Origin of the sequence: Pseudomonas sp. AL03 (genome assembly GCF_029960815.1) — a bacterium.
Classification (GTDB): domain Bacteria; phylum Pseudomonadota; class Gammaproteobacteria; order Pseudomonadales; family Pseudomonadaceae; genus Aquipseudomonas.
In genome coordinates this window covers 145865-163227 of the sequence record NZ_JASBRE010000007.1, presented here as the reverse complement: position 1 = coordinate 163227, position 17363 = coordinate 145865, and the positions used below count along the sequence as shown (strand labels likewise).

Sequence of the window (17363 nt, the reverse complement as noted above, 5' to 3'; positions counted from 1 at the left end):
CGTGAACCGTGCAATTGCTCAAGAGGGTGCAGCGGACGTCGCCACTGCGGTCGCTGAAAGTGTTCAGTACCAGGGTCGCAAGGCCAGCCGACAGGGCAGCGAGCAGCGTCGGCAGGACATTCTCGATGCGGCGATGCGCATTGTCGTGCGCGATGGCGTGCGGGCCGTGCGTCATCGCGCGGTGGCTGCCGAGGCCGGTGTGCCGCTCTCGGCCACCACTTACTATTTCAAGGATATCGATGACCTGCTCACCGATACCTTTGCCCAATACGTGGAACGCAGCGCGGCGTTCATGGGCAAGCTGTGGGCCAGCAATGAAGGCCTGTTGCGCGAGATGGTTGTCAGCGGCGATGGCACTCCCGAGTCCCGTTCACAGCTGGCGGACGATATTGCGCGGCTGATGGCGGACTATGTTCATCGGCAATTGATCAATCGCCGCGAGCACTTGATGGCCGAGCAAGCCTTCCGCCAGGAGGCGTTGCTCAATCCGCGCCTGGCGTTGTTGGTGCGTTCACATCAGCAGATTTTGCTCCAGGGCACCTGCCAGCTTTTCGAGGTATTGGGTTCCCCTGAACCCCAACAGGATGCCAAAGTGTTGACGGCGATTATCGGACGGATGGAATATCAGGGCCTGCTCAACGAAGCCGAGCCTGGGGCCGAAGCAGAAATGCTCGGCATCCTGACCCGCTACATGCATTTGGTATTGGCGTCGGTCTGACGCTCGATCAGCGCGCAAAAGTCATGGTGTATCGATAGGGAGTGTTGAATGAAAGCCTGGCGTGTCGTTGTGATCGCCTTGTCGATCCTGCTGCTCAGTGGCTGTCTGGTGACCTTCAAGGAGCCGCTGGCCTCGAGTGAACTCGCACCCAAAGGGTTGCTCGGCAAATGGACCAGCACCAATGCCTGGGGTGAGCCGCTTAACCTGGAGCTGACGCGCCTGGGCGATAATCACTATCAGGCGGTCAGCTACTTCAAGGCTAAACCCAAGGAACGCGAAGCCTATCCCTTCACGGTGACCCGCCATGGCAGTCGCTGGTACTTGTCGGCGAAGGTACCAGCGCAGTTCGGTGGGCATTACACCATCGCTGGTTTCGAACTCACCGATAAGCACGAACTGGTGGTCTACAACCTCGATCTCGAGCAGATCAACCAGGCCCTGGGGCAGAAAGTCCTGAGTGGCAAAGGCTTTCAGACCGACGAGGGCGACGGCGTATTGATCAACAACAGCCTGGACCAGGTGTTTGCCTACCTCGACGACCCCGCCAATTCCGATGTCTTCGTTGAGGCGGTGCGCTATCAGCGTCTGGCCAAAGCCAAAGCTAAAGTTAAATAAAGCCAGCACCTAACGGTTTTTCTACAGGAGTTTCGGGTGGACGATTACCAGCAGACGATACGCATTTTGTCCGATCGCATTGTGCTGGCGCAGACGCCGATTCGCGTCCTCGATGCGGTCAAGTGGGACGACAGCATCCGCAAGGGTTTCCTCAAGGGCAAGGGCAAGGAAATGCCGGCAGTGGACCGTGACTATTACCTCAGTCGCCCGCTGTCTTTTGACTCCAGCAAAGTGAAACTGGAATTCCAGAACATCGAGCGCGACATCACCCGTCAGTTGGGTCAGTTCAACCCGGTCGGCCAGATCATGCGCCGCATGTGCAAGGAATACCGGATGGTGGTGCGCATGCTCGAAGCGCGCGGCACCGAGGATTTCGGGCTGATTTCCCAAGAGTTGTACGGCGCCGCGTCCGACGCGTTTCACGCCGGCGACCCGACCCTGGCCGACTTGGGGCTGATGCTCTCCGATTACCTGAACAACATCGACGGCCGTGGCGATCTGAAGGACGAACCGAAAACACTCACCGCCAAGGAAGCCGTCAGCCAGCTGCAACATCGATTGAACAAGGTGTTTGGCGAGGCCGAAGAAACCATTCGGGTGTTCGAGTCCGACGGGATCGTCGCCGATGCGGCGGCCGGTGCCGATTACATCAAGATTCGCGCCGACGCGATGTTCAACGAGCGGGACGTGCGCGCTCTGGAAGTCCACGAAGGGCTGGTGCATGTGGGCACCACGCTCAATGGTCTGAACCAGCCGATCTGCACCTTCCTCTCCAAAGGTCCGCCGTCGTCGACGGTGACTCAGGAAGGCCTGGCGATCCTGATGGAAATCATCACCTTCGCCTCTTACCCGAGTCGTCTGCGTAAACTGACCAACCGCACCCGCGCCATCCACATGGTGGAAGAGGGCGCGGACTTTATGCAGATCTTCGAGTTCTTCCGCGAGCAGGGTTTCGAAATGGCTGAAAGCTACGGCAATGCCAGCCGGGTTTTCCGCGGCTCGGTGCCCAATGGGCTGCCATTTACCAAAGACTTGTCCTACCTCAAGGGCTTTATCATGGTTTACAACTACATTCAGTTGGCCGTGCGTAAAGGCAAACTCGAGCAGATCCCGCTGCTGTTTTGTGGCAAGACCACGCTGGAAGACATGCGGACCTTGCGCCAGCTGGTGGATGAAGGACTGGTGGTGGCACCGAAGTATCTTCCGGATCAGTTCCGTGACCTGAACGCGCTGTCGGCGTGGATGTGCTTCTCCAACTTCCTCAATCACCTGAGCCTGGACCGGATCGAAGCGGATTACTCAAACATCCTTTGATATAGATCGTTCCCGCGCTCCGCGTGGGGATGCCGCCATGGACGCTCCGCGTCCACTGTGACGCAGAGCGTCACGGAATGCATTCCCACGCAGAGCGTGGGAACGATCATCAATAAATATGAGGTTTCAACGGATGAGAATCCTCGGCATTTTCTGCCTGCTTCTGACCCTCGGCGGTTGCAGCTCTTTGTTGTTCTACCCCGAGCCCGGCCAGTTGTTCACTCCGGAAAAAGCCAAACTCGAATTCCGCGACGTTACCCTCACCACGGCCGACGGCCTCAAGCTGCACGGCTGGTGGTTGCCGGCGAAAAAAGGTGTCGAGGTCAAAGGCACCGTGCTACATCTGCACGGCAACGGCGGCAATCTGCCCATGCATCTGGGTGGGAGTTGGTGGTTGCCCAAAGAAGGCTATCAAGTGCTGCTGGTGGACTATCGCGGTTACGGTTTGTCCGAGGGTGAACCGACGCTGCCGGCGATCTATCAGGACATCGACGCCGCGTTCAAATGGCTCGATCAGGCGCCCGAGGTCAAGGGCAAGCCGTTGATCCTCCTGGGGCAAAGCCTCGGCGGTTCGATGGCCGTGCATTACCTGGTTCAACACCCCGAGCGCCAAAAACTACTCAAGGCCTTCGTCCTCGATGGCGTGCCCGCCAGTTACCGCAGTATCGGTCAATTTGCCCTGAGCCATTCCTGGCTGACCTGGATGTTTCAGGTGCCGTTGTCGTGGCTGGTACCGGACGGCGACAGCGCGGTCAATTCCATGGCGCAGCTGGGCGGCGTACCGAAACTGATCTACCACAGCATCGACGATCCGATCGTGCCCCTTTCCAACGGCATCCGTCTGTATCAAGCTGCGCCGCCGCCGCGAGTGCTGCAACTGACCCGTGGGGGTCATGTGCAGACGTTCGCCGACCCGGTCTGGCGCAAAGTCATGCTGCGTTATCTCGAAGACCCGCAACATTTCAACGGTTTGCGCCGACTGGGTGAAGTCCCGAATTACCCGGCGCCGAAAAATTCTGAAGATGAACCACCAGAGAGTCCGCAATGAGTGAAGAACGTAACGCCATCCCGCTGATCATCACCGGTATCTGCAGCATCCTCGGCACTGTCGGGGCCCTGTGGTTCTACGGCTACCTGCACTTCGCCAAACCCGAAGATGCGCTGCTGCTCAGCGACTTCACCCTGCTCAAGACTGTGCCGGGCGAAGACTACAAAGTCTCCCTGGAGCCGGCCCCGCAAGTGGCGCAGTGCATCGATGGTGTGTTGGTGATGTTCGACACCGAACAGAAAGGCCTGAGTGGCGTATTGGTCAACAACAAGAAAAAAGCCGTGCGTTGCATAGGTCAGGAAACGCCGCAGAAGCTGCAACCGTAACGCGCCTTTTGATCTTAAAAACAAAAGCCCCGCCTGATCAGATCAGGCGGGGCTTTTGTGTTTCAGCAGACGATGCTTAGTTCGAGCTAACTGCCGAACGCGGGATCACCGGCTGGTTGTCATTGGAAATGGTCACTTCCACCCTACGGTTCATTGCACGACCCGAAACGCTGGAGTTCTCGGCCACCGGGTATTCCTTGCCATAACCCTGGGCCACGATGCGCGCTGGATCTACACCCATCTTGATCAAGGCCACTTGCACGGAAGTCGCACGGCGTTCGGACAGCGACTGGTTGTAGTTCGGCGCACCCGTGCTGTCGGTGTAGCCTTCGATAATCACTTTACGGTCCGGGTTTTCCTGAAGGAACTGGGCCAGTTTGTTGATGTTCACCAGACCGCTGGACTTCAGCTCGGCCTTGTTGGTGGCGAACAGCACGTCACCGAACGTCACCAGCGTGCCGCGATCGGTCTGCTTGGCGTTCAGGCTGTCCTGCAACTGCTTGATCTGCGCGTCGCGTGCGTCCAGACGGGCCTGGGCACGTTGCGCAGAGGCATTTTTCAGATTGGCTTCTGCGGTGCGCAGCGCGATGGTCTGCTTGGCAACTTCAACACGTTGATTGGTCAGGTAAGCCAGTTGATCGACCTTGGCCTGGTTCTCTTTGTCCATGTAAGCCTTGTCGGCCTTGTCCAGGTAATCGCTGGCTTCTTTGGTTTCCAGCGCCGCGACTTTGCTGGCTTGCGGGTTGGTTTGCAGGCCGGTGTAGTTGGTACGGGCCTGTTCGAGGTTCGCGTTAGGCGGCGTGGAGCAGGCGGCCAGTGCAACGCTTGCGGCCAGCAGGGCAGGGATCATCAATTGTTTGCGCATCATGGTTTCGTCCTTTTAGTCGAGTAAGAAGTGCGTCGTGCCGCGCCGCTTATTGCACAGTGCGCTGGCTTTCCTGACGCAGTTCCTGAACCCCTTTCTGAGAGTCCTTCACCGCCAGTTCGGCTTTAATCGCCTGGGCTTTGCGTTCAGCCACTCGAGCGTCCCACTCGGCCTGTTCGGCCAGAATCTTGGCTTCGTCATACTTCTTGTCGTGCAGGGCGATTTCGGCTTGTTTGAGCTTGTCCTGGGCGGACTTCATCTCCACTGCCGCGAATTCGGTACCGCCGGCACTGACGGCACTGTTGACCGCCGATTCCGTTACGGCGAATTGCTCGCTTGGCGGGTTGCCGGCACAACCGGCTAGAACGAAGCTGCTGCCGATTGCCAGTGCAGCCAGTTTCAGACTACGCAGAGGGGGGAACGAGGATTTGGCAGTTCGGGTTTTCATGGTCTTCAACTCCATTGGAATAACTCCTGAAAAACTTAAAAATCCATCCTGGGCAAGGAGCCGCAACCTTCAATTTCCGGGGTGTTATGAAACGGCCGTCCCAGGCGTGGTTAATGGGTGTGACCCGAGGCGTTTTTCAAAAGTTCAGAGAATATGGCCCATTGCCTGAAAAAACTTTGACCGAACGGACAAGGCTCTAGACCGGGAATTTTCACAGCACATAGCCGTATTCCCAGCCCTGTATAGGGCCAGGAATGCGCAATTTTTGAGGGGGAAAGAAGCGTGGTAATCAGTGTTTCTGTTTGTCGTCAACGGCCGACAAATCGTGTAAATGACGACGGGACAACGCGAGAAAGCGCGGAGTCGGACCGACGTCTTCGTACAGCGGATCACCTTCTTCGTCGGTGGCCACGACCGTAGAGCCCTTCACATACGGGAAGCTCTTTTCGAGCTCTTCAAGCGCGGCGCCGATCAGCTCGCCGAGCAGTTCTTCGGGGTGTCGTTTGGGGTACATCTCGATAATCGCCGCCAGCCGAGCGGCGGCTTCCACGTCCAGATGAATCGTGTATCCGGTATCGGTCAGGCGACCCTTGGCGTTTTCTTCCCAGTGATGGGCAAGCTCGCGGATTTTCATAGTGACCTCATTGCGCACCTGCTCGTGGCAGGCAGTGTCAGTGTCCGGCAATGGCCGGCGGCGGCCGTTGTACGGCTTACTCTTCAGACTAGCTTTAACGCCCAAGGTTTAAAGTCCCTTCGTCGTCTAATGGTGGGGGGTCATTGGGGGGATTGGGTGTATATCCGTTTTTGCGGCAGCGGCGGCTATTGGTTTCGCTTTTACAGCGAGTCACTTGGAAAAGCCCCAAGTAACCAAGGTCTCTTGCCCCTGACGTTCGGTGCCTCGCCTGGGCTCGGCATGCCCTCGCTCCGGTCCTACTCCGTGGGCCCGCCGCCCCCGGCCATGGATGGCCGATGGCGGCGGGCCCCCGGAGCAATGCCTTCGTTACGGCATGCCGAGCCTAGGCGAGGCACCGAATGGCGGGGCAAAAGCCTTTGGTTACTTGGGGCTTTTCCAAGTGACTCGCTGTAAAAGCGAAACCGCCAGCAGCTATCACCGCAGAAACGGATATGTACCCCACCAATCCCAATCCCCATCCCAAAACTTTCCCAGGTAAACAGCATTCCCTTCCTCGTCTGCTTGTAAGAACCGCTTTACAGCGGCACTCTCTAACGACGAAGCACACCCGGATTTTCGCTGGAGAACTGCTGATGACCGATATTGATGCACGCTTGCGCGAGGATGTTCACCTGTTGGGTGAGCTGTTGGGCAACACCATTCGTGAACAGTACGGGGACGGCTTTCTCGACAAGATCGAGCAGATCCGCAAAGGCGCCAAGGCCGACCGTCGCGGTTCGATGGACGCCGAATTGAGCGCCAGCCTCAACCAATTGAGCGAAGAAGAGTTGCTGCCGGTGGCGCGGGCGTTCAACCAGTTTCTCAACCTGGCCAATATCGCCGAGCAATATCAGCTGATTCACCGTCGCGAAGAGTCGCAGCCTGCACCGTTCGAAGCGCGAGTACTGCCGGAATTGCTGGCCCGCCTGCTTGCCGAAGGCCATGGTGCTGAATCCCTGGCCCGGCAACTGGGGCGGCTGGAGATTGAACTGGTCCTCACCGCACACCCGACCGAAGTGGCGCGCCGCACGCTGATCCAGAAGTACGACGCCATTGCCGCGCAGCTGGCCGCCCAGGACCATCGCGACCTGACCACTGCTGAACGCGAGCAGATCCACACGAAGTTGCAGCGCCTGATCGCCGAAGCCTGGCACACCGAAGAAATCCGCCGCACCCGCCCGACGCCCGTCGATGAAGCCAAATGGGGCTTCGCGGTGATCGAGCATTCGCTGTGGCAGGCGATCCCCAACTATTTGCGCAAGGCCGATAAAGCGCTGCATGACGCCACCGGCCTGCATTTGCCGCTGGAAGCGGCACCGATTCGCTTTGCCTCATGGATGGGCGGCGACCGGGACGGCAACCCGAACGTGACGGCTGCCGTCACCCGTGAAGTCTTGCTGCTGGCGCGTTGGATGGCCGCCGATTTGTACCTGCGTGATGTCGATCACCTGGCGGCCGAGTTGTCGATGCAGCAGGCCAGCGACGATTTGAAGGCCAAGGCCGGGGACAGCGCCGAACCCTATCGCGCGGTACTTAAACAGTTACGTGAGCGCCTGCGCGCGACGCGTAACTGGGCTCACGCCTCGTTGACGACAGCCACGCCAGCAACGGCCGATGTGTTGCAAAACAACCGCGAGCTGCTCGATCCGCTGGAGCTGTGCTACCACTCGCTGCATGAGTGCGGCATGGGCGTGATCGCCGATGGGCCGCTGCTCGATTGCCTGCGCCGGGCGGTGACGTTCGGGCTGTTCCTAGTGCGGCTCGATGTGCGACAGGACTCGTCGCGGCATACCGCGGCCATGACCGAGATCACTGATTACCTGGGCCTGGGGCGGTACGAGGACTGGAACGAGGAAGAGCGCATCGCCTTCCTGATGCGTGAACTGAACAACCGCCGGCCGCTGCTGCCGGCGTACTTCAAACCGTCGGCCGACACCGCTGAGGTGCTGGCGACCTGCCGGGAAATCGCCGCGGCACCGGGCGCATCGCTCGGTTCTTATGTGATCTCCATGGCCGGCGCCGCTTCCGACGTGCTGGCCGTGCAACTGCTGCTCAAAGAAGCTGGCGTGTTGCGGCCGATGCGGGTGGTGCCGTTGTTCGAAACCCTTGCCGACCTCGACAACGCCGGCCCGGTGATCGAAAAGCTATTGCTGTTGCCGGGTTATCGCGCGCGCCTGCAAGGGCCGCAGGAAGTGATGATCGGCTACTCCGACTCGGCGAAGGACGCCGGCACGACGGCGGCGGCCTGGGCACAGTATCGGGCGCAGGAGCGCTTGGTAGACATCTGTCGCGAGCAGCAAGTGGAACTGCTGTTGTTCCACGGTCGCGGCGGCACCGTGGGTCGCGGTGGCGGTCCGGCGCACGCGGCGATTCTGTCGCAGCCGCCGGGTTCGGTGGCGGGGCGTTTCCGTACCACCGAGCAGGGGGAAATGATTCGTTTCAAATTCGGTCTGCCGGACATCGCCGAGCAGAATCTCAATCTGTACCTGGCGGCGGTATTGGAAGCGACCTTGCTGCCGCCGCCTCCACCGGAGCCTGCCTGGCGTCATTTGATGGACGAATTGGCTGCGGATGGTGTCAGCGCTTATCGCGCCGTGGTGCGGGAAAACCCGCAGTTTGTTGAGTATTTCCGCCAGTCCACCCCGGAACAGGAACTGGGACGCTTGCCACTGGGCAGTCGCCCGGCCAAGCGCCGCGCCGGCGGGATTGAAAGCCTGCGGGCTATCCCGTGGATCTTCGGCTGGACTCAGACGCGTCTGATGCTACCGGCCTGGCTCGGCTGGGAAGCGGCGTTGAGCAAGGCGCTAGAGCGCGGCGAAGGCGAGCTGCTGGGGCAGATGCGCGAGCAGTGGCCGTTCTTCCGCACGCGCATCGATATGCTGGAAATGGTGCTGGCCAAGGCCGATACCGATATCGCCCGGTCCTACGATGAGCGCTTGGTCGAGCCAGATCTGCTCCCTTTGGGTGCGCATTTACGCGACCTATTGTCGCAGGCTTGCTCGGTGGTCCTTGGGCTGACCGGTCAGTCGCAGCTACTGGCACATAGCCCAGCCACGCTTGAATTCATCCGCTTGCGCAACACTTACCTCGACCCTCTTCATCTATTGCAGGCCGAGTTGTTGGCGCGTTCGCGACAACAGGAAGTGGAACAGGGCAGCCCGGTAGAACAGGCGCTGCTGGTGTCTGTGGCGGGGATTGCCGCCGGTTTGCGTAATACCGGCTAAGGTTTTCGTCGTGGGGCAAGGCGCTCGGCGCGAGCGTCGAGTGCCTCTGGGCGAGGGGTTGAAAAGTGCTGGCAGGCGACAGTTAGTGATGGGGTTGCGACTTGGGGTACCCCGACGAAAGGTCTCATCAGGCGCGGGTTTCTCCGACTTTCGGCGGCTTGTGTGGTCTGGGCCTGCTGTGTATCTTGATCAGCCTTTGGCCGTTTGGGCGGTCACGACCCTTTTTTGAGATTGGCCCCACGAGGCGAATCTGACGTTATCTATATAAAAATTGAGGAGCACATCGATGCGCGTCATTCTGCTGGGAGCTCCCGGGGCCGGTAAAGGTACTCAGGCTAAATTTATCACCGAAAAATTCGGTATCCCGCAAATTTCCACCGGCGATATGCTGCGTGCCGCGGTCAAGGCCGGCACCGAACTGGGCCTGATCGCCAAGAGCGTCATGGACAGCGGTGGTCTGGTTTCCGATGACCTGATCATCAACCTGGTCAAGGAACGCATCAGCCAGGCTGATTGCGAGAACGGTTTCCTGTTCGACGGTTTCCCGCGCACCATTCCTCAGGCTGAAGCCCTGGTGAAAGCCGACGTGGAACTGGATCACGTGGTTGAAATCGCCGTCGATGACGAAGAAATCGTTCAGCGTATCGCCGGTCGTCGTGTTCACGAAGCCAGCGGCCGCGTGTACCACACCGTCTACAACCCGCCGAAAATCGCCGGTAAAGACGACATCACCGGTGAAGCACTGGTGCAGCGCAAGGACGATACCGAAGAAACCGTGCGTCATCGCCTGTCGGTCTACCATTCCCAGACCAAGCCACTGGTAGCGTTCTACCAGAACCTGGCCGCTGATCAGGGCAAACCGAAGTACAGCCACATCGCTGGCGTCGGCTCGGTTGAAGCGATCACCGGCAAGGTGCTTGAAGCACTGAGCTGAAAAGTCTGAATCGCTTCATCTTCTACGGCCCGCTTGCGGGCCGTAGTTGTTTATACTGGCGCACTTTTTCTGAACTCTCTTACGGAAACATCGATGAGCACCTTGCTGGCCCTGGACACCGCGACTGAAGCTTGCTCCGTTGCCTTGCTGCATGACGGCAAGGTTACGAGCCATTACGAGGTGATCCCGCGCCTGCATGCGCAGAAGTTGCTGCCGATGATTCAGCAATTGCTGGCCGACGCTGGCACCACCCTGCAAGCGGTCGATGCCATTGCGTTTGGCCGTGGGCCGGGGGCATTTACCGGCGTGCGGATCGCTATCGGTGTGGTGCAGGGGCTGGCGTTTGCGCTGGAGCGTCCGGTGTTGCCGGTGTCGAATCTGGCGGTGCTGGCCCAGCGCGCCTTTCGCGAACACGGCGTGAGCCAGGTCGCGGCCGCCATCGATGCGCGGATGGATGAGGTGTATTGGGGTTGCTACCGCGAAACGGCGGGGGAGATGCGGCTGGTTGGCAATGAAGCGGTGTTGCCGCCGGAAGTGGCAGCGTTGCCAACTGATGCCAGCGGTGAGTGGTTTGGCGCCGGCACTGGCTGGGGTTATGCCGAACGTATCGCCGTCAAGCTGACCGGGCAGGATGCGGGCATGCTGCCTCACGCTGAAGACCTGCTGACCCTGGCACGTTTTGCTTGGGCGCGTGGCGAAGCGATCGTGGCTGATGAGGCTCAGCCGGTGTACCTGCGCGATAAAGTCGCGACGCCGAAAGCACGTTAATTTCCGAGAACGAGTTGGCTTCATCGCGAGCAAGCTCGCTCCCACACGATCTGCGCTAACCCCTGTAGGAGCGAGGCTTGCCCGCGAAAGCAATCTCCGAGATTTAGCCAATCGTAGTTTCTAACCCCTGGCTTTTAAACCTTTTCCATTTTCTGTGTTCTAGTTATCACTCGGCGGTTTGCGAAGCGGGCTATGCGCCACTAAACTGCCATCATTGATCCCGGACATGTACTCATGCGTATAGACGGCGTTCCCTCTCAGTCCTACCCCATCAAACGCAAGCCTCGCAAAGGGCCTGTGGCGGATGACGACTACGTCGATATCGACGGCGAGCTGGAAATTCCGTCCGAAGAGCAAATGGCCGCCCGCGCTGCCAAAGCCTCTGCGCAACGCTTGAGTAATCTCCCCGCCCGTCAACAAGACATGCTTTATCACCGAGCCATGAGCAACAGTGTCGCGAAGGCCCTGGCCAGCTACCTGAGCACCGCCGGTTTTGTCGATTGGGATCCGGATGTGCTGGGTCTCGACCTGTACATCTGATGCGGCTGCCTTACTTCCTTGGCTGTCCGTCCTGGAGTGAAAACGCCTGGCGCGATTATCTTTATCCGCCGGACGCTAAACCCGCTGAGTTTCTGAATCTTTATTCCCAAGTGTTCAACGCCGTGGAAGGCAATACGACCTTCTACGCAAGCCCGGCTGCGTCCACTGTGCAGCGTTGGGCCGAGACCATGCCCGAACACTTTCGCTTCACTGCCAAGTTCCCAGGTGACATCAGCCACAGCGGTGACCTGCGCGAACAATTGACCGCTGCCGACATCTTCCTGCAATTGCTCAGCCCCCTCGGTGAACGGGTTTCACCGCTGTGGCTGCAACTGTCCAAAAGCTTCACGCCGCAACGATTGCCCGAACTGGCCGGATTCATCGATGCGCTTGAGCGGCCTCTGGCAGTTGAAGTACGGCATAACGAATTCTTCGCCAAGGGCGATGCCGAGAGAAGGCTCAATCGTCTGCTGCTTGATCGCGGTGTCGAGCGTATCTGCCTTGATCCCCGAGCGCTGTTCAGCTGCACATCGACCGATCCCTCGGTACTTCACGCCCAATCGAAAAAGCCCAGGGTGCCGACCCGTCCGGCCGCCTTCACGCAATGTCCGCAGGTACGCTTCGTCGGCCATCCGCAGCTTGAGGCCAACGACCCGTTCCTGGTGCCGTGGGTCGAGAAAATCGCCGTGTGGATCGAAGAGGGCCGCACGCCCTATATCTTCCTGCACACCGCCGACAACCTGCTGGCCGCCAAACTGGCGCAACGTTTTCACGTAAAACTGATGCTGCGTTTGCCTGGCCTGCCGCCGCTGCCTGAGCTATACAGAGAGCCCGCTGCCGAGCAACTTGGCCTGCTCTGAAGCGGTTTCCTTGCCTTTTTCAGGAGCCTGCCAATGGATGCGCAAACCCTTCGAGCCCAAGCGTTCAAAGCACTGCACGAACGCGAGGGCGCTTTTGTCATTCCCAACCCGTGGGACGCCGGCTCGGCGAAAATGCTCGCCAGCCTTGGTTTCGAAGCGCTGGCGACCACCAGTGCCGGTTACGCCTTTTCCAACGCCCGCCCCGATGGCGCGTTGACGCTGGACGACACCCTGGCAAACGTTCGGGCGATTGTCGCGGCAACTGATCTGCCCGTCGCCGTCGATCTGGAAAACGGCTTCTCTGACGATCCAGCCGAATGCGCACAGAGTATTTTGCGTGCAGCAGAGGCCGGTGCGGTCGGCGGCTCGATCGAAGATGCCACGGGTCGTGAAGAAACGCCGATTTACTGCTTCGAGCATGCCGTGGCACGCATCAAGGCTGCCGTGGCAGCAGCTCGCAGCTTGCCGTTTCCTTTCGTGCTGACAGCCCGGGCCGAGAACTTTCTGCACGGCAATCCTGATCTCGCCGATACCCTCCGCCGCTTGCAGGCGTTTGCCGAGGCGGGCGCCGACGTACTTTATGCGCCGGGTCTGCGCAGTGCTGAGGATGTGTTGGCGGTGGTCCGTGCCGTGGCGCCGAAACCGGTCAATGTGTTGATGTCTGGCGGACTGAAATTGACGGTCGAGCAGTTGAGCGAAATGGGCGTCAAACGCATCAGCGTCGGTTCGGCGCTGGCCCTGGCCGCGTATGGCGAGTTTTTCCGCGCAGCCGAGGAGATCCAGAAGTCGGGCACGTTCGGGTTCACGTCGCGATCCATGCCGTACGCCCAGGCCAATCAATTGTTCAAGGGCTGACGATGCGGTTTCGGTGGTGGTCGCTTTTGATGCTGTTAATCATTGGTGCGGCGGCCGTGAGCGTCTGGCGTGGCTGGATCTCACTGCCGCCGCAGTGGGATCCCTGGGCACCGCTGGACGTAAAGGCCGCGCCCAACTTTCTGACCCGCTACAAACTGATGCGCCTGCGCGATGATCCGCAGTTGTGCGATCTAGCCCTGAGCAGCTCTGGATTGCGCGTGACCCGTCGGGCCGACAGCCCCGACGCAACGTGCCCGTTGATCAACACGTTGCGTGTGCAAGGCGGCGAGGTGGCCCTGAGCAGCAGTTTCCTCGCCAGTTGTCGCCTGGCGGTGTCGTTCGCCCTGTTCGAACACCACGCCCTGCAACCGGCGGCACAGGCGGTGTACGGCCAAGCGGTTACGCGTGTCGACCATCTTGGCAGCTTTGCCTGCCGCAACGTCTACAGCCGCGAAAACGGCAGACGCAGCCAGCATGCCAGCGCCAACGCACTGGATATCGCCGGGTTTCGGTTGGCCGATGGCCGATCCATCAACGTGCTCAAGGATTGGCCGAAGGATAATCAGGACGCACAGTTTTTACGCCAGGTCCGCGATGGCGCCTGCGACATGTTCAGTGTGGTATTAAGCCCGGATTACAACGCCGCCCATCGCAATCACTTTCATGTGGATGTCGGGCCATGGTGGGTGTGTCGCTGAGGGCCTGTTATTGAAGGTCAGGCGGCGATGCGCAGGTTCTGCAGGACGATCGGGCGAGCCCAGCCGTTGTCGAAATCGAGTTGTTTCTGTTGCTCCACCAGCGCTTCGGGCGAGAATGGCGGGAATGGCTTGTCCAGCAGATCGAGTTCGAATTCGGCGATCGGCAGGTGCAGCGGACGCGGTTGCGGTGCGGCGTCAGGCGCTGGCAGTGGTTGACCGGCTGTGAGCACGATCGGGCGAACCCAGCTGCTTTCGAAGTCCTGTTGTTTCTGTTGAGCGACGATTTCTTGTACCGGGAACGGTGGGAACGGTTTGTCGGCCAGGTCCATGTCGAACTCGGCAATCGGCAGGAACAGTGGCTCCGGCGGGCGGACCTCGGTTTCTTTCACATCGCATTCACGCTGGGAAATGATGTGTGCGTAGAGTTCGCTGCCGACGGTCGGCTCGACCGGGCTCTCGAGATCAACCGGTGGGAAAGTCCCGCATGCAGGCACCACATCACTCGACTGTTCGGCCAGGGCCTGGGCAAAGAAATCTTGCCACAGATGACTGACGCCGCTCAGTGCTTGGGAGTTTCGCAGGCCATAATCGCCATGACGCGAGATGTAGCCTACGGATGTGGTTTGAATGTCTGACATTTCTCTCGGTCGACGCTCAGCTCTGGCAAAATGCTCGATAGTTTTGTTATCGGCCGTTTTTGCCGATCATTAATTTTTTGAGCACCTTTTCCCATGATTGAGCAACCTGCGGCCTGCCGCATCCATGTCGAGGCCCTGGCCGAGACTTATCAGCCACAGGCCGAACAATGGGCCGAGCGCCTGGGCTTGCCCATGCAGGTGGATGACGGCGAGTTTGTCTTGCAGGTGGGCGAACAGGGTTTACAACTGCAACAACTGGGGCCGGATGCGCCGGGGCCGGTGCGGGTGGACTTCGTCGAGGGCGGTGCGGCCCATCGCCGCTTGTACGGCGGCGGTAGCGGTCAGATGATCGCCAAGGCTGTCGGGGTTGCCCAAGGCGTGCGTCCACGCGTACTGGATGCCACGGCGGGGTTGGGCAAAGATGCGTTCGTGCTGGCGAGCCTGGGCTGCGAGATGAGCCTGATCGAGCGTCAGCCGCTGATTGGCGCTTTGCTTGAAGATGGCCTGGCGCGCGGCGCGGAAGACTTTGATGTGGCGCCGATCGTGGCGCGGATGCGCTTGCTCAAGGGCAATTCGATCGAGGTGATGCGCAATTGGGAAGGCGAGCCGCCGCAGGTGATTTACCTCGACCCGATGTTTCCCCATCGTGAGAAAACTGCCTTGGTGAAGAAGGAGATGCGCCTGTTTCGGCCGCTGGTCGGCGATGATCCGGATGCCCCTGCATTGCTCGAAGCCGCGTTGGCCCTGGCCAGCCACCGGGTGGTGGTCAAGCGGCCGCGCAAGGCACCGTGCATTGAAGGGCCGAAGCCGAGCCATGCACTGGATGGTAAATCCAGTCGGTATGACATTTATCCGAAGAAAGCGCTGAAGCCTTAAGACCGCGTAGAACCATTCGCGGGCAAGCCTCGCTCCTACGGGTTAGTGGAGATCCTGTAGGAGCGAGCGGTGCGGCGATCCGACTTGCCCGCGAAGGCGCCGGACCAGACACCCACTATCTATCAGGCTGTCTCTGGCCGATAAGCCCGCATAAACAACCTCACCACTTCCTGCACATGGCTCTCGGCCGCCTCCCCGGTCAACGGCTCGCCACATCCGTAAAGCAGCCTGAAATTCCCCGCACCCTTGAGCAAGCAGAAGAAATGCTCGGCCGCATTGCGCGGTTTGTCGATGCTCAAGGTACCGCTCTGATCAACCTTGATCAGCAACCGCTCCATGCCATGCAGCATGCGCTCAGGCCCAGCCTCGAAGAAGATCAGCGAAAGTTTCGGGTCTTGGCTGCCCAGCGTCATCATCAGTCGATGCAGGTTGACCGATTCGTCGCTGTTGATCAGCTGATGAAAACCGCGCGCGATGTTCAACAGCACCGTTTCAACGGCAATGCCGTCCGGCAATTCAAAAAACAGCGTCGGCAACTGTTCTTCGCACTTGGCCATGACGGCGGCGGAGAACAGCGTCTCCTTGTCGTCGAAATGGCTGTAGACCGTCAGCTTCGACACACCGGCCTCGGCCGCCACGGCGTCCATGCTGGTATTCGCATAACCCTTGCTCAGAAACAGAATTTTCGCCGCATCAAGGATCGCTCGGCGCTTGGCCAAATCCTTGGGACGGCCTGGGCCGTTGGGTGCTGAAAGATTGTTAGGCATATGCGCTTTTATTACTGGACTGGTGAGTTTGCTATTAATAACATACTGCCCAGTATAATTATTCCAAGCACCATTAGCGAAAGGTCCTTCACCATGTTCCGCTATGCCTTGCCTCTCGCGTTGCCAGTCAGTCTGGTGTTTTTATTGTCTGCGTGTGGTCACGAAGAGGCGCCTCAAGTCACCATTCGCCCGGCCATGGTCGTGCAGCCAGAGCCTTCGGCTCAGGCGATGGAAAGTTTTCCCGGTGAAGTCCGCGCACGGTATGAGCCGGACCTGGCGTTTCGCATTGGCGGCAAAGTCAGTCGACGACTGGTCGAAGAGGGACAGCGGGTCAAGGCCGACCAACCGTTGGCGGAGCTCGATCCTCAGGATGTACGCCTGCAACTGGAAGCCACCCGCGCCCAGGTCGCCGCTGCCGAGGCCAATCTGAGCCTGGTGCGCGCCGAGCGCGATCGCTACAAGACCTTGATGGACCGTCAGATGGTCAGCCGTTCGCAGTACGACAATTCTGAAAACCTTTACCGATCGGGTGAAGCACGCCTCAAGCAAATCAAAGCCGAATTCAACGTCTCGACCAATCAGGCCAGTTACGCCGTGCTGCGTGCGCCTCAGGATGGCGTCGTGGCCAAACGTGCGGTTGAAGTCGGGCAAGTCGTGGCGGCCGGGCAAACAGTGTTTACCCTCGCCACCGATGGTGAGCGCGAAGTGTCGATCAGCCTGCCGGAACAAAGCTTCGGCCGTTTCAAGGTCGCTCAGCCAGTCTCGGTAGAACTCTGGACCCAACCCGACCAACGTTTCGCCGGGCGCATCCGTGAACTGTCGCCTGCTGCCGATCCAAAATCGCGCACCTTTGCCGCCCGCATCGCCTTCACCGCCGGCAAGGTCCCCGCAGAACTCGGCCAGAGCGCCCGAGTGTTCATCCAGACCGCCGACGTGGTGTCGCTGTCGGTACCACTGTCGGCCGTCACCGCGGAAAACGGTGCCACCTACGTTTGGGTGCTTGGCGCCAACAACACCTTGAAAAAAGCCCCGGTCCGGGTCGGTGCCTTCGGCGAGAAAACCGTGCCGGTGCTCGAGGGCCTGAACGCCAGCGATTGGGTGGTGGCGGCGGGTGTTCATGTGCTTCATGACGGGCAGCAAGTGCGCCCGGTGGATCGCTCCAACCGCGTGGTCAATCTGGCGGACAAGGAGTAATC

General features: G+C 59.6%; 19 protein-coding genes. 14 read left to right on the top strand and 5 right to left on the bottom strand.

Annotation, left to right across the window (positions count from 1 at the left end; all coding sequences use genetic code 11):
- Position 1: 1 nt before the first annotated feature.
- The 5 genes from QK293_RS09865 (at position 2) to QK293_RS09845 (ending at position 4021) form a co-directional block, all read left to right on the top strand.
- On the top strand, positions 2–718 hold the full coding sequence (locus tag QK293_RS09865) for a TetR family transcriptional regulator (protein WP_282377011.1): 717 nt from the start codon (positions 2–4) through the stop codon (positions 716–718).
- A 48-nt stretch (positions 719–766) separates the two neighbouring features.
- Positions 767–1333: a hypothetical protein gene (locus QK293_RS09860; RefSeq protein ID WP_282377010.1), complete on the top strand. Its 567-nt coding sequence runs from the start codon at positions 767–769 to the stop codon at positions 1331–1333.
- Positions 1334–1369: 36 nt separating this feature from the next.
- A complete protein-coding gene (locus QK293_RS09855; RefSeq protein ID WP_282377009.1) occupies positions 1370–2647 on the top strand; it encodes a flavohemoglobin expression-modulating QEGLA motif protein in 1278 nt (425 codons plus the stop codon).
- A gap of 133 nt (positions 2648–2780) precedes the next feature.
- Positions 2781–3695 (top strand): alpha/beta hydrolase, encoded by a 915-nt coding sequence (locus tag QK293_RS09850; RefSeq protein WP_282377008.1) that lies wholly within the window; start codon positions 2781–2783, stop codon positions 3693–3695.
- Positions 3692–4021: a hypothetical protein gene (locus QK293_RS09845; protein WP_282377007.1), complete on the top strand. Its 330-nt coding sequence runs from the start codon at positions 3692–3694 to the stop codon at positions 4019–4021. Before QK293_RS09850 ends, QK293_RS09845 begins: the two co-directional genes overlap by 4 nt.
- Positions 4022–4097: 76 nt before the next feature.
- On the opposite strand, the gene QK293_RS09840 is transcribed toward QK293_RS09845, so the two are convergent.
- From QK293_RS09840 to QK293_RS09830, 3 genes are all read right to left on the bottom strand, one after another.
- Positions 4098–4886 carry an OmpA family protein gene (locus QK293_RS09840; RefSeq protein ID WP_282377064.1) on the bottom strand — a complete coding sequence of 263 codons (789 nt, stop codon included), beginning with the start codon at positions 4884–4886 and terminating at the stop codon, positions 4098–4100.
- A 49-nt stretch (positions 4887–4935) separates the two neighbouring features.
- On the bottom strand, positions 4936–5349 hold the full coding sequence (locus QK293_RS09835; protein WP_282377005.1) for a DUF4398 domain-containing protein: 414 nt from the start codon (positions 5347–5349) through the stop codon (positions 4936–4938).
- 274 nt (positions 5350–5623) lie between these two features.
- Positions 5624–5968, bottom strand: a complete 345-nt coding sequence (locus QK293_RS09830; protein ID WP_282377062.1) for a pilin assembly protein — start codon at positions 5966–5968, stop codon at positions 5624–5626.
- A 632-nt stretch (positions 5969–6600) separates the two neighbouring features.
- Here QK293_RS09830 and ppc point away from each other — a divergent pair.
- From ppc to QK293_RS09795, 7 genes are all read left to right on the top strand, one after another.
- The gene (gene ppc, locus QK293_RS09825; protein ID WP_282377004.1) at positions 6601–9231 is read left to right on the top strand and encodes a phosphoenolpyruvate carboxylase; all 2631 of its coding nucleotides are present in this window, start codon (positions 6601–6603) and stop codon (positions 9229–9231) included.
- A 286-nt stretch (positions 9232–9517) separates the two neighbouring features.
- Positions 9518–10165 carry an adenylate kinase gene (adk, locus tag QK293_RS09820; RefSeq protein ID WP_282377003.1) on the top strand — a complete coding sequence of 216 codons (648 nt, stop codon included), beginning with the start codon at positions 9518–9520 and terminating at the stop codon, positions 10163–10165.
- Between the two features lie 93 nt (positions 10166–10258).
- The gene (gene tsaB / locus QK293_RS09815; protein ID WP_282377002.1) at positions 10259–10933 is read left to right on the top strand and encodes a tRNA (adenosine(37)-N6)-threonylcarbamoyltransferase complex dimerization subunit type 1 TsaB; all 675 of its coding nucleotides are present in this window, start codon (positions 10259–10261) and stop codon (positions 10931–10933) included.
- Between the two features lie 234 nt (positions 10934–11167).
- The gene (locus QK293_RS09810; RefSeq protein ID WP_282377001.1) at positions 11168–11473 is read left to right on the top strand and encodes a hypothetical protein; all 306 of its coding nucleotides are present in this window, start codon (positions 11168–11170) and stop codon (positions 11471–11473) included.
- Positions 11473–12333, top strand: a complete 861-nt coding sequence (locus QK293_RS09805; RefSeq protein WP_282377000.1) for a DUF72 domain-containing protein — start codon at positions 11473–11475, stop codon at positions 12331–12333. Before QK293_RS09810 ends, QK293_RS09805 begins: the two co-directional genes overlap by 1 nt.
- Before the next feature lie 33 nt (positions 12334–12366).
- The gene (locus QK293_RS09800; RefSeq protein WP_282376999.1) at positions 12367–13188 is read left to right on the top strand and encodes an isocitrate lyase/phosphoenolpyruvate mutase family protein; all 822 of its coding nucleotides are present in this window, start codon (positions 12367–12369) and stop codon (positions 13186–13188) included.
- Between the two features lie 2 nt (positions 13189–13190).
- Positions 13191–13886, top strand: a complete 696-nt coding sequence (locus QK293_RS09795) for an extensin family protein (protein ID WP_282376998.1) — start codon at positions 13191–13193, stop codon at positions 13884–13886.
- Between the two features lie 17 nt (positions 13887–13903).
- Here the strand turns inward: QK293_RS09795 and QK293_RS09790 are convergent, their stop codons facing one another.
- Positions 13904–14524 (bottom strand): energy transducer TonB, encoded by a 621-nt coding sequence (locus QK293_RS09790; protein WP_282376997.1) that lies wholly within the window; start codon positions 14522–14524, stop codon positions 13904–13906.
- 96 nt (positions 14525–14620) lie between these two features.
- Between QK293_RS09790 and QK293_RS09785 the strand changes: the two genes are divergently transcribed.
- Entirely contained in the window at positions 14621–15400 is a 780-nt protein-coding gene (locus QK293_RS09785; RefSeq protein ID WP_282377061.1) for a class I SAM-dependent methyltransferase, read from the top strand.
- Positions 15401–15522: 122 nt separating this feature from the next.
- Here QK293_RS09785 and QK293_RS09780 read toward each other — a convergent pair whose 3' ends face one another.
- On the bottom strand, positions 15523–16167 hold the full coding sequence (locus tag QK293_RS09780) for a TetR/AcrR family transcriptional regulator (protein WP_282376996.1): 645 nt from the start codon (positions 16165–16167) through the stop codon (positions 15523–15525).
- A 93-nt stretch (positions 16168–16260) separates the two neighbouring features.
- Between QK293_RS09780 and QK293_RS09775 the strand changes: the two genes are divergently transcribed.
- Positions 16261–17361, top strand: a complete 1101-nt coding sequence (locus QK293_RS09775) for an efflux RND transporter periplasmic adaptor subunit (RefSeq protein ID WP_282376995.1) — start codon at positions 16261–16263, stop codon at positions 17359–17361.
- Positions 17362–17363 lie beyond the last annotated feature (2 nt).

Coding starts and splice junctions, on each gene's coding strand:
- QK293_RS09845 (WP_282377007.1), top strand. CDS start 3,692: ATGAGTGAAGAACGTAACGCCATCCCGCTGATCATCACCGGTATCTGC.
- ppc (WP_282377004.1), top strand. CDS start 6,601: ATGACCGATATTGATGCACGCTTGCGCGAGGATGTTCACCTGTTGGGT.
- QK293_RS09800 (WP_282376999.1), top strand. CDS start 12,367: ATGGATGCGCAAACCCTTCGAGCCCAAGCGTTCAAAGCACTGCACGAA.
- QK293_RS09775 (WP_282376995.1), top strand. CDS start 16,261: ATGTTCCGCTATGCCTTGCCTCTCGCGTTGCCAGTCAGTCTGGTGTTT.
- QK293_RS09810 (WP_282377001.1), top strand. CDS start 11,168: ATGCGTATAGACGGCGTTCCCTCTCAGTCCTACCCCATCAAACGCAAG.
- QK293_RS09850 (WP_282377008.1), top strand. CDS start 2,781: ATGAGAATCCTCGGCATTTTCTGCCTGCTTCTGACCCTCGGCGGTTGC.
- QK293_RS09780 (WP_282376996.1), bottom strand. CDS start 16,167: ATGCCTAACAATCTTTCAGCACCCAACGGCCCAGGCCGTCCCAAGGAT.
- tsaB (WP_282377002.1), top strand. CDS start 10,259: ATGAGCACCTTGCTGGCCCTGGACACCGCGACTGAAGCTTGCTCCGTT.
- QK293_RS09840 (WP_282377064.1), bottom strand. CDS start 4,886: ATGCGCAAACAATTGATGATCCCTGCCCTGCTGGCCGCAAGCGTTGCA.
- QK293_RS09860 (WP_282377010.1), top strand. CDS start 767: ATGAAAGCCTGGCGTGTCGTTGTGATCGCCTTGTCGATCCTGCTGCTC.
- QK293_RS09790 (WP_282376997.1), bottom strand. CDS start 14,524: ATGTCAGACATTCAAACCACATCCGTAGGCTACATCTCGCGTCATGGC.
- QK293_RS09805 (WP_282377000.1), top strand. CDS start 11,473: ATGCGGCTGCCTTACTTCCTTGGCTGTCCGTCCTGGAGTGAAAACGCC.
- adk (WP_282377003.1), top strand. CDS start 9,518: ATGCGCGTCATTCTGCTGGGAGCTCCCGGGGCCGGTAAAGGTACTCAG.
- QK293_RS09795 (WP_282376998.1), top strand. CDS start 13,191: ATGCGGTTTCGGTGGTGGTCGCTTTTGATGCTGTTAATCATTGGTGCG.
- QK293_RS09830 (WP_282377062.1), bottom strand. CDS start 5,968: ATGAAAATCCGCGAGCTTGCCCATCACTGGGAAGAAAACGCCAAGGGT.
- QK293_RS09835 (WP_282377005.1), bottom strand. CDS start 5,349: ATGGAGTTGAAGACCATGAAAACCCGAACTGCCAAATCCTCGTTCCCC.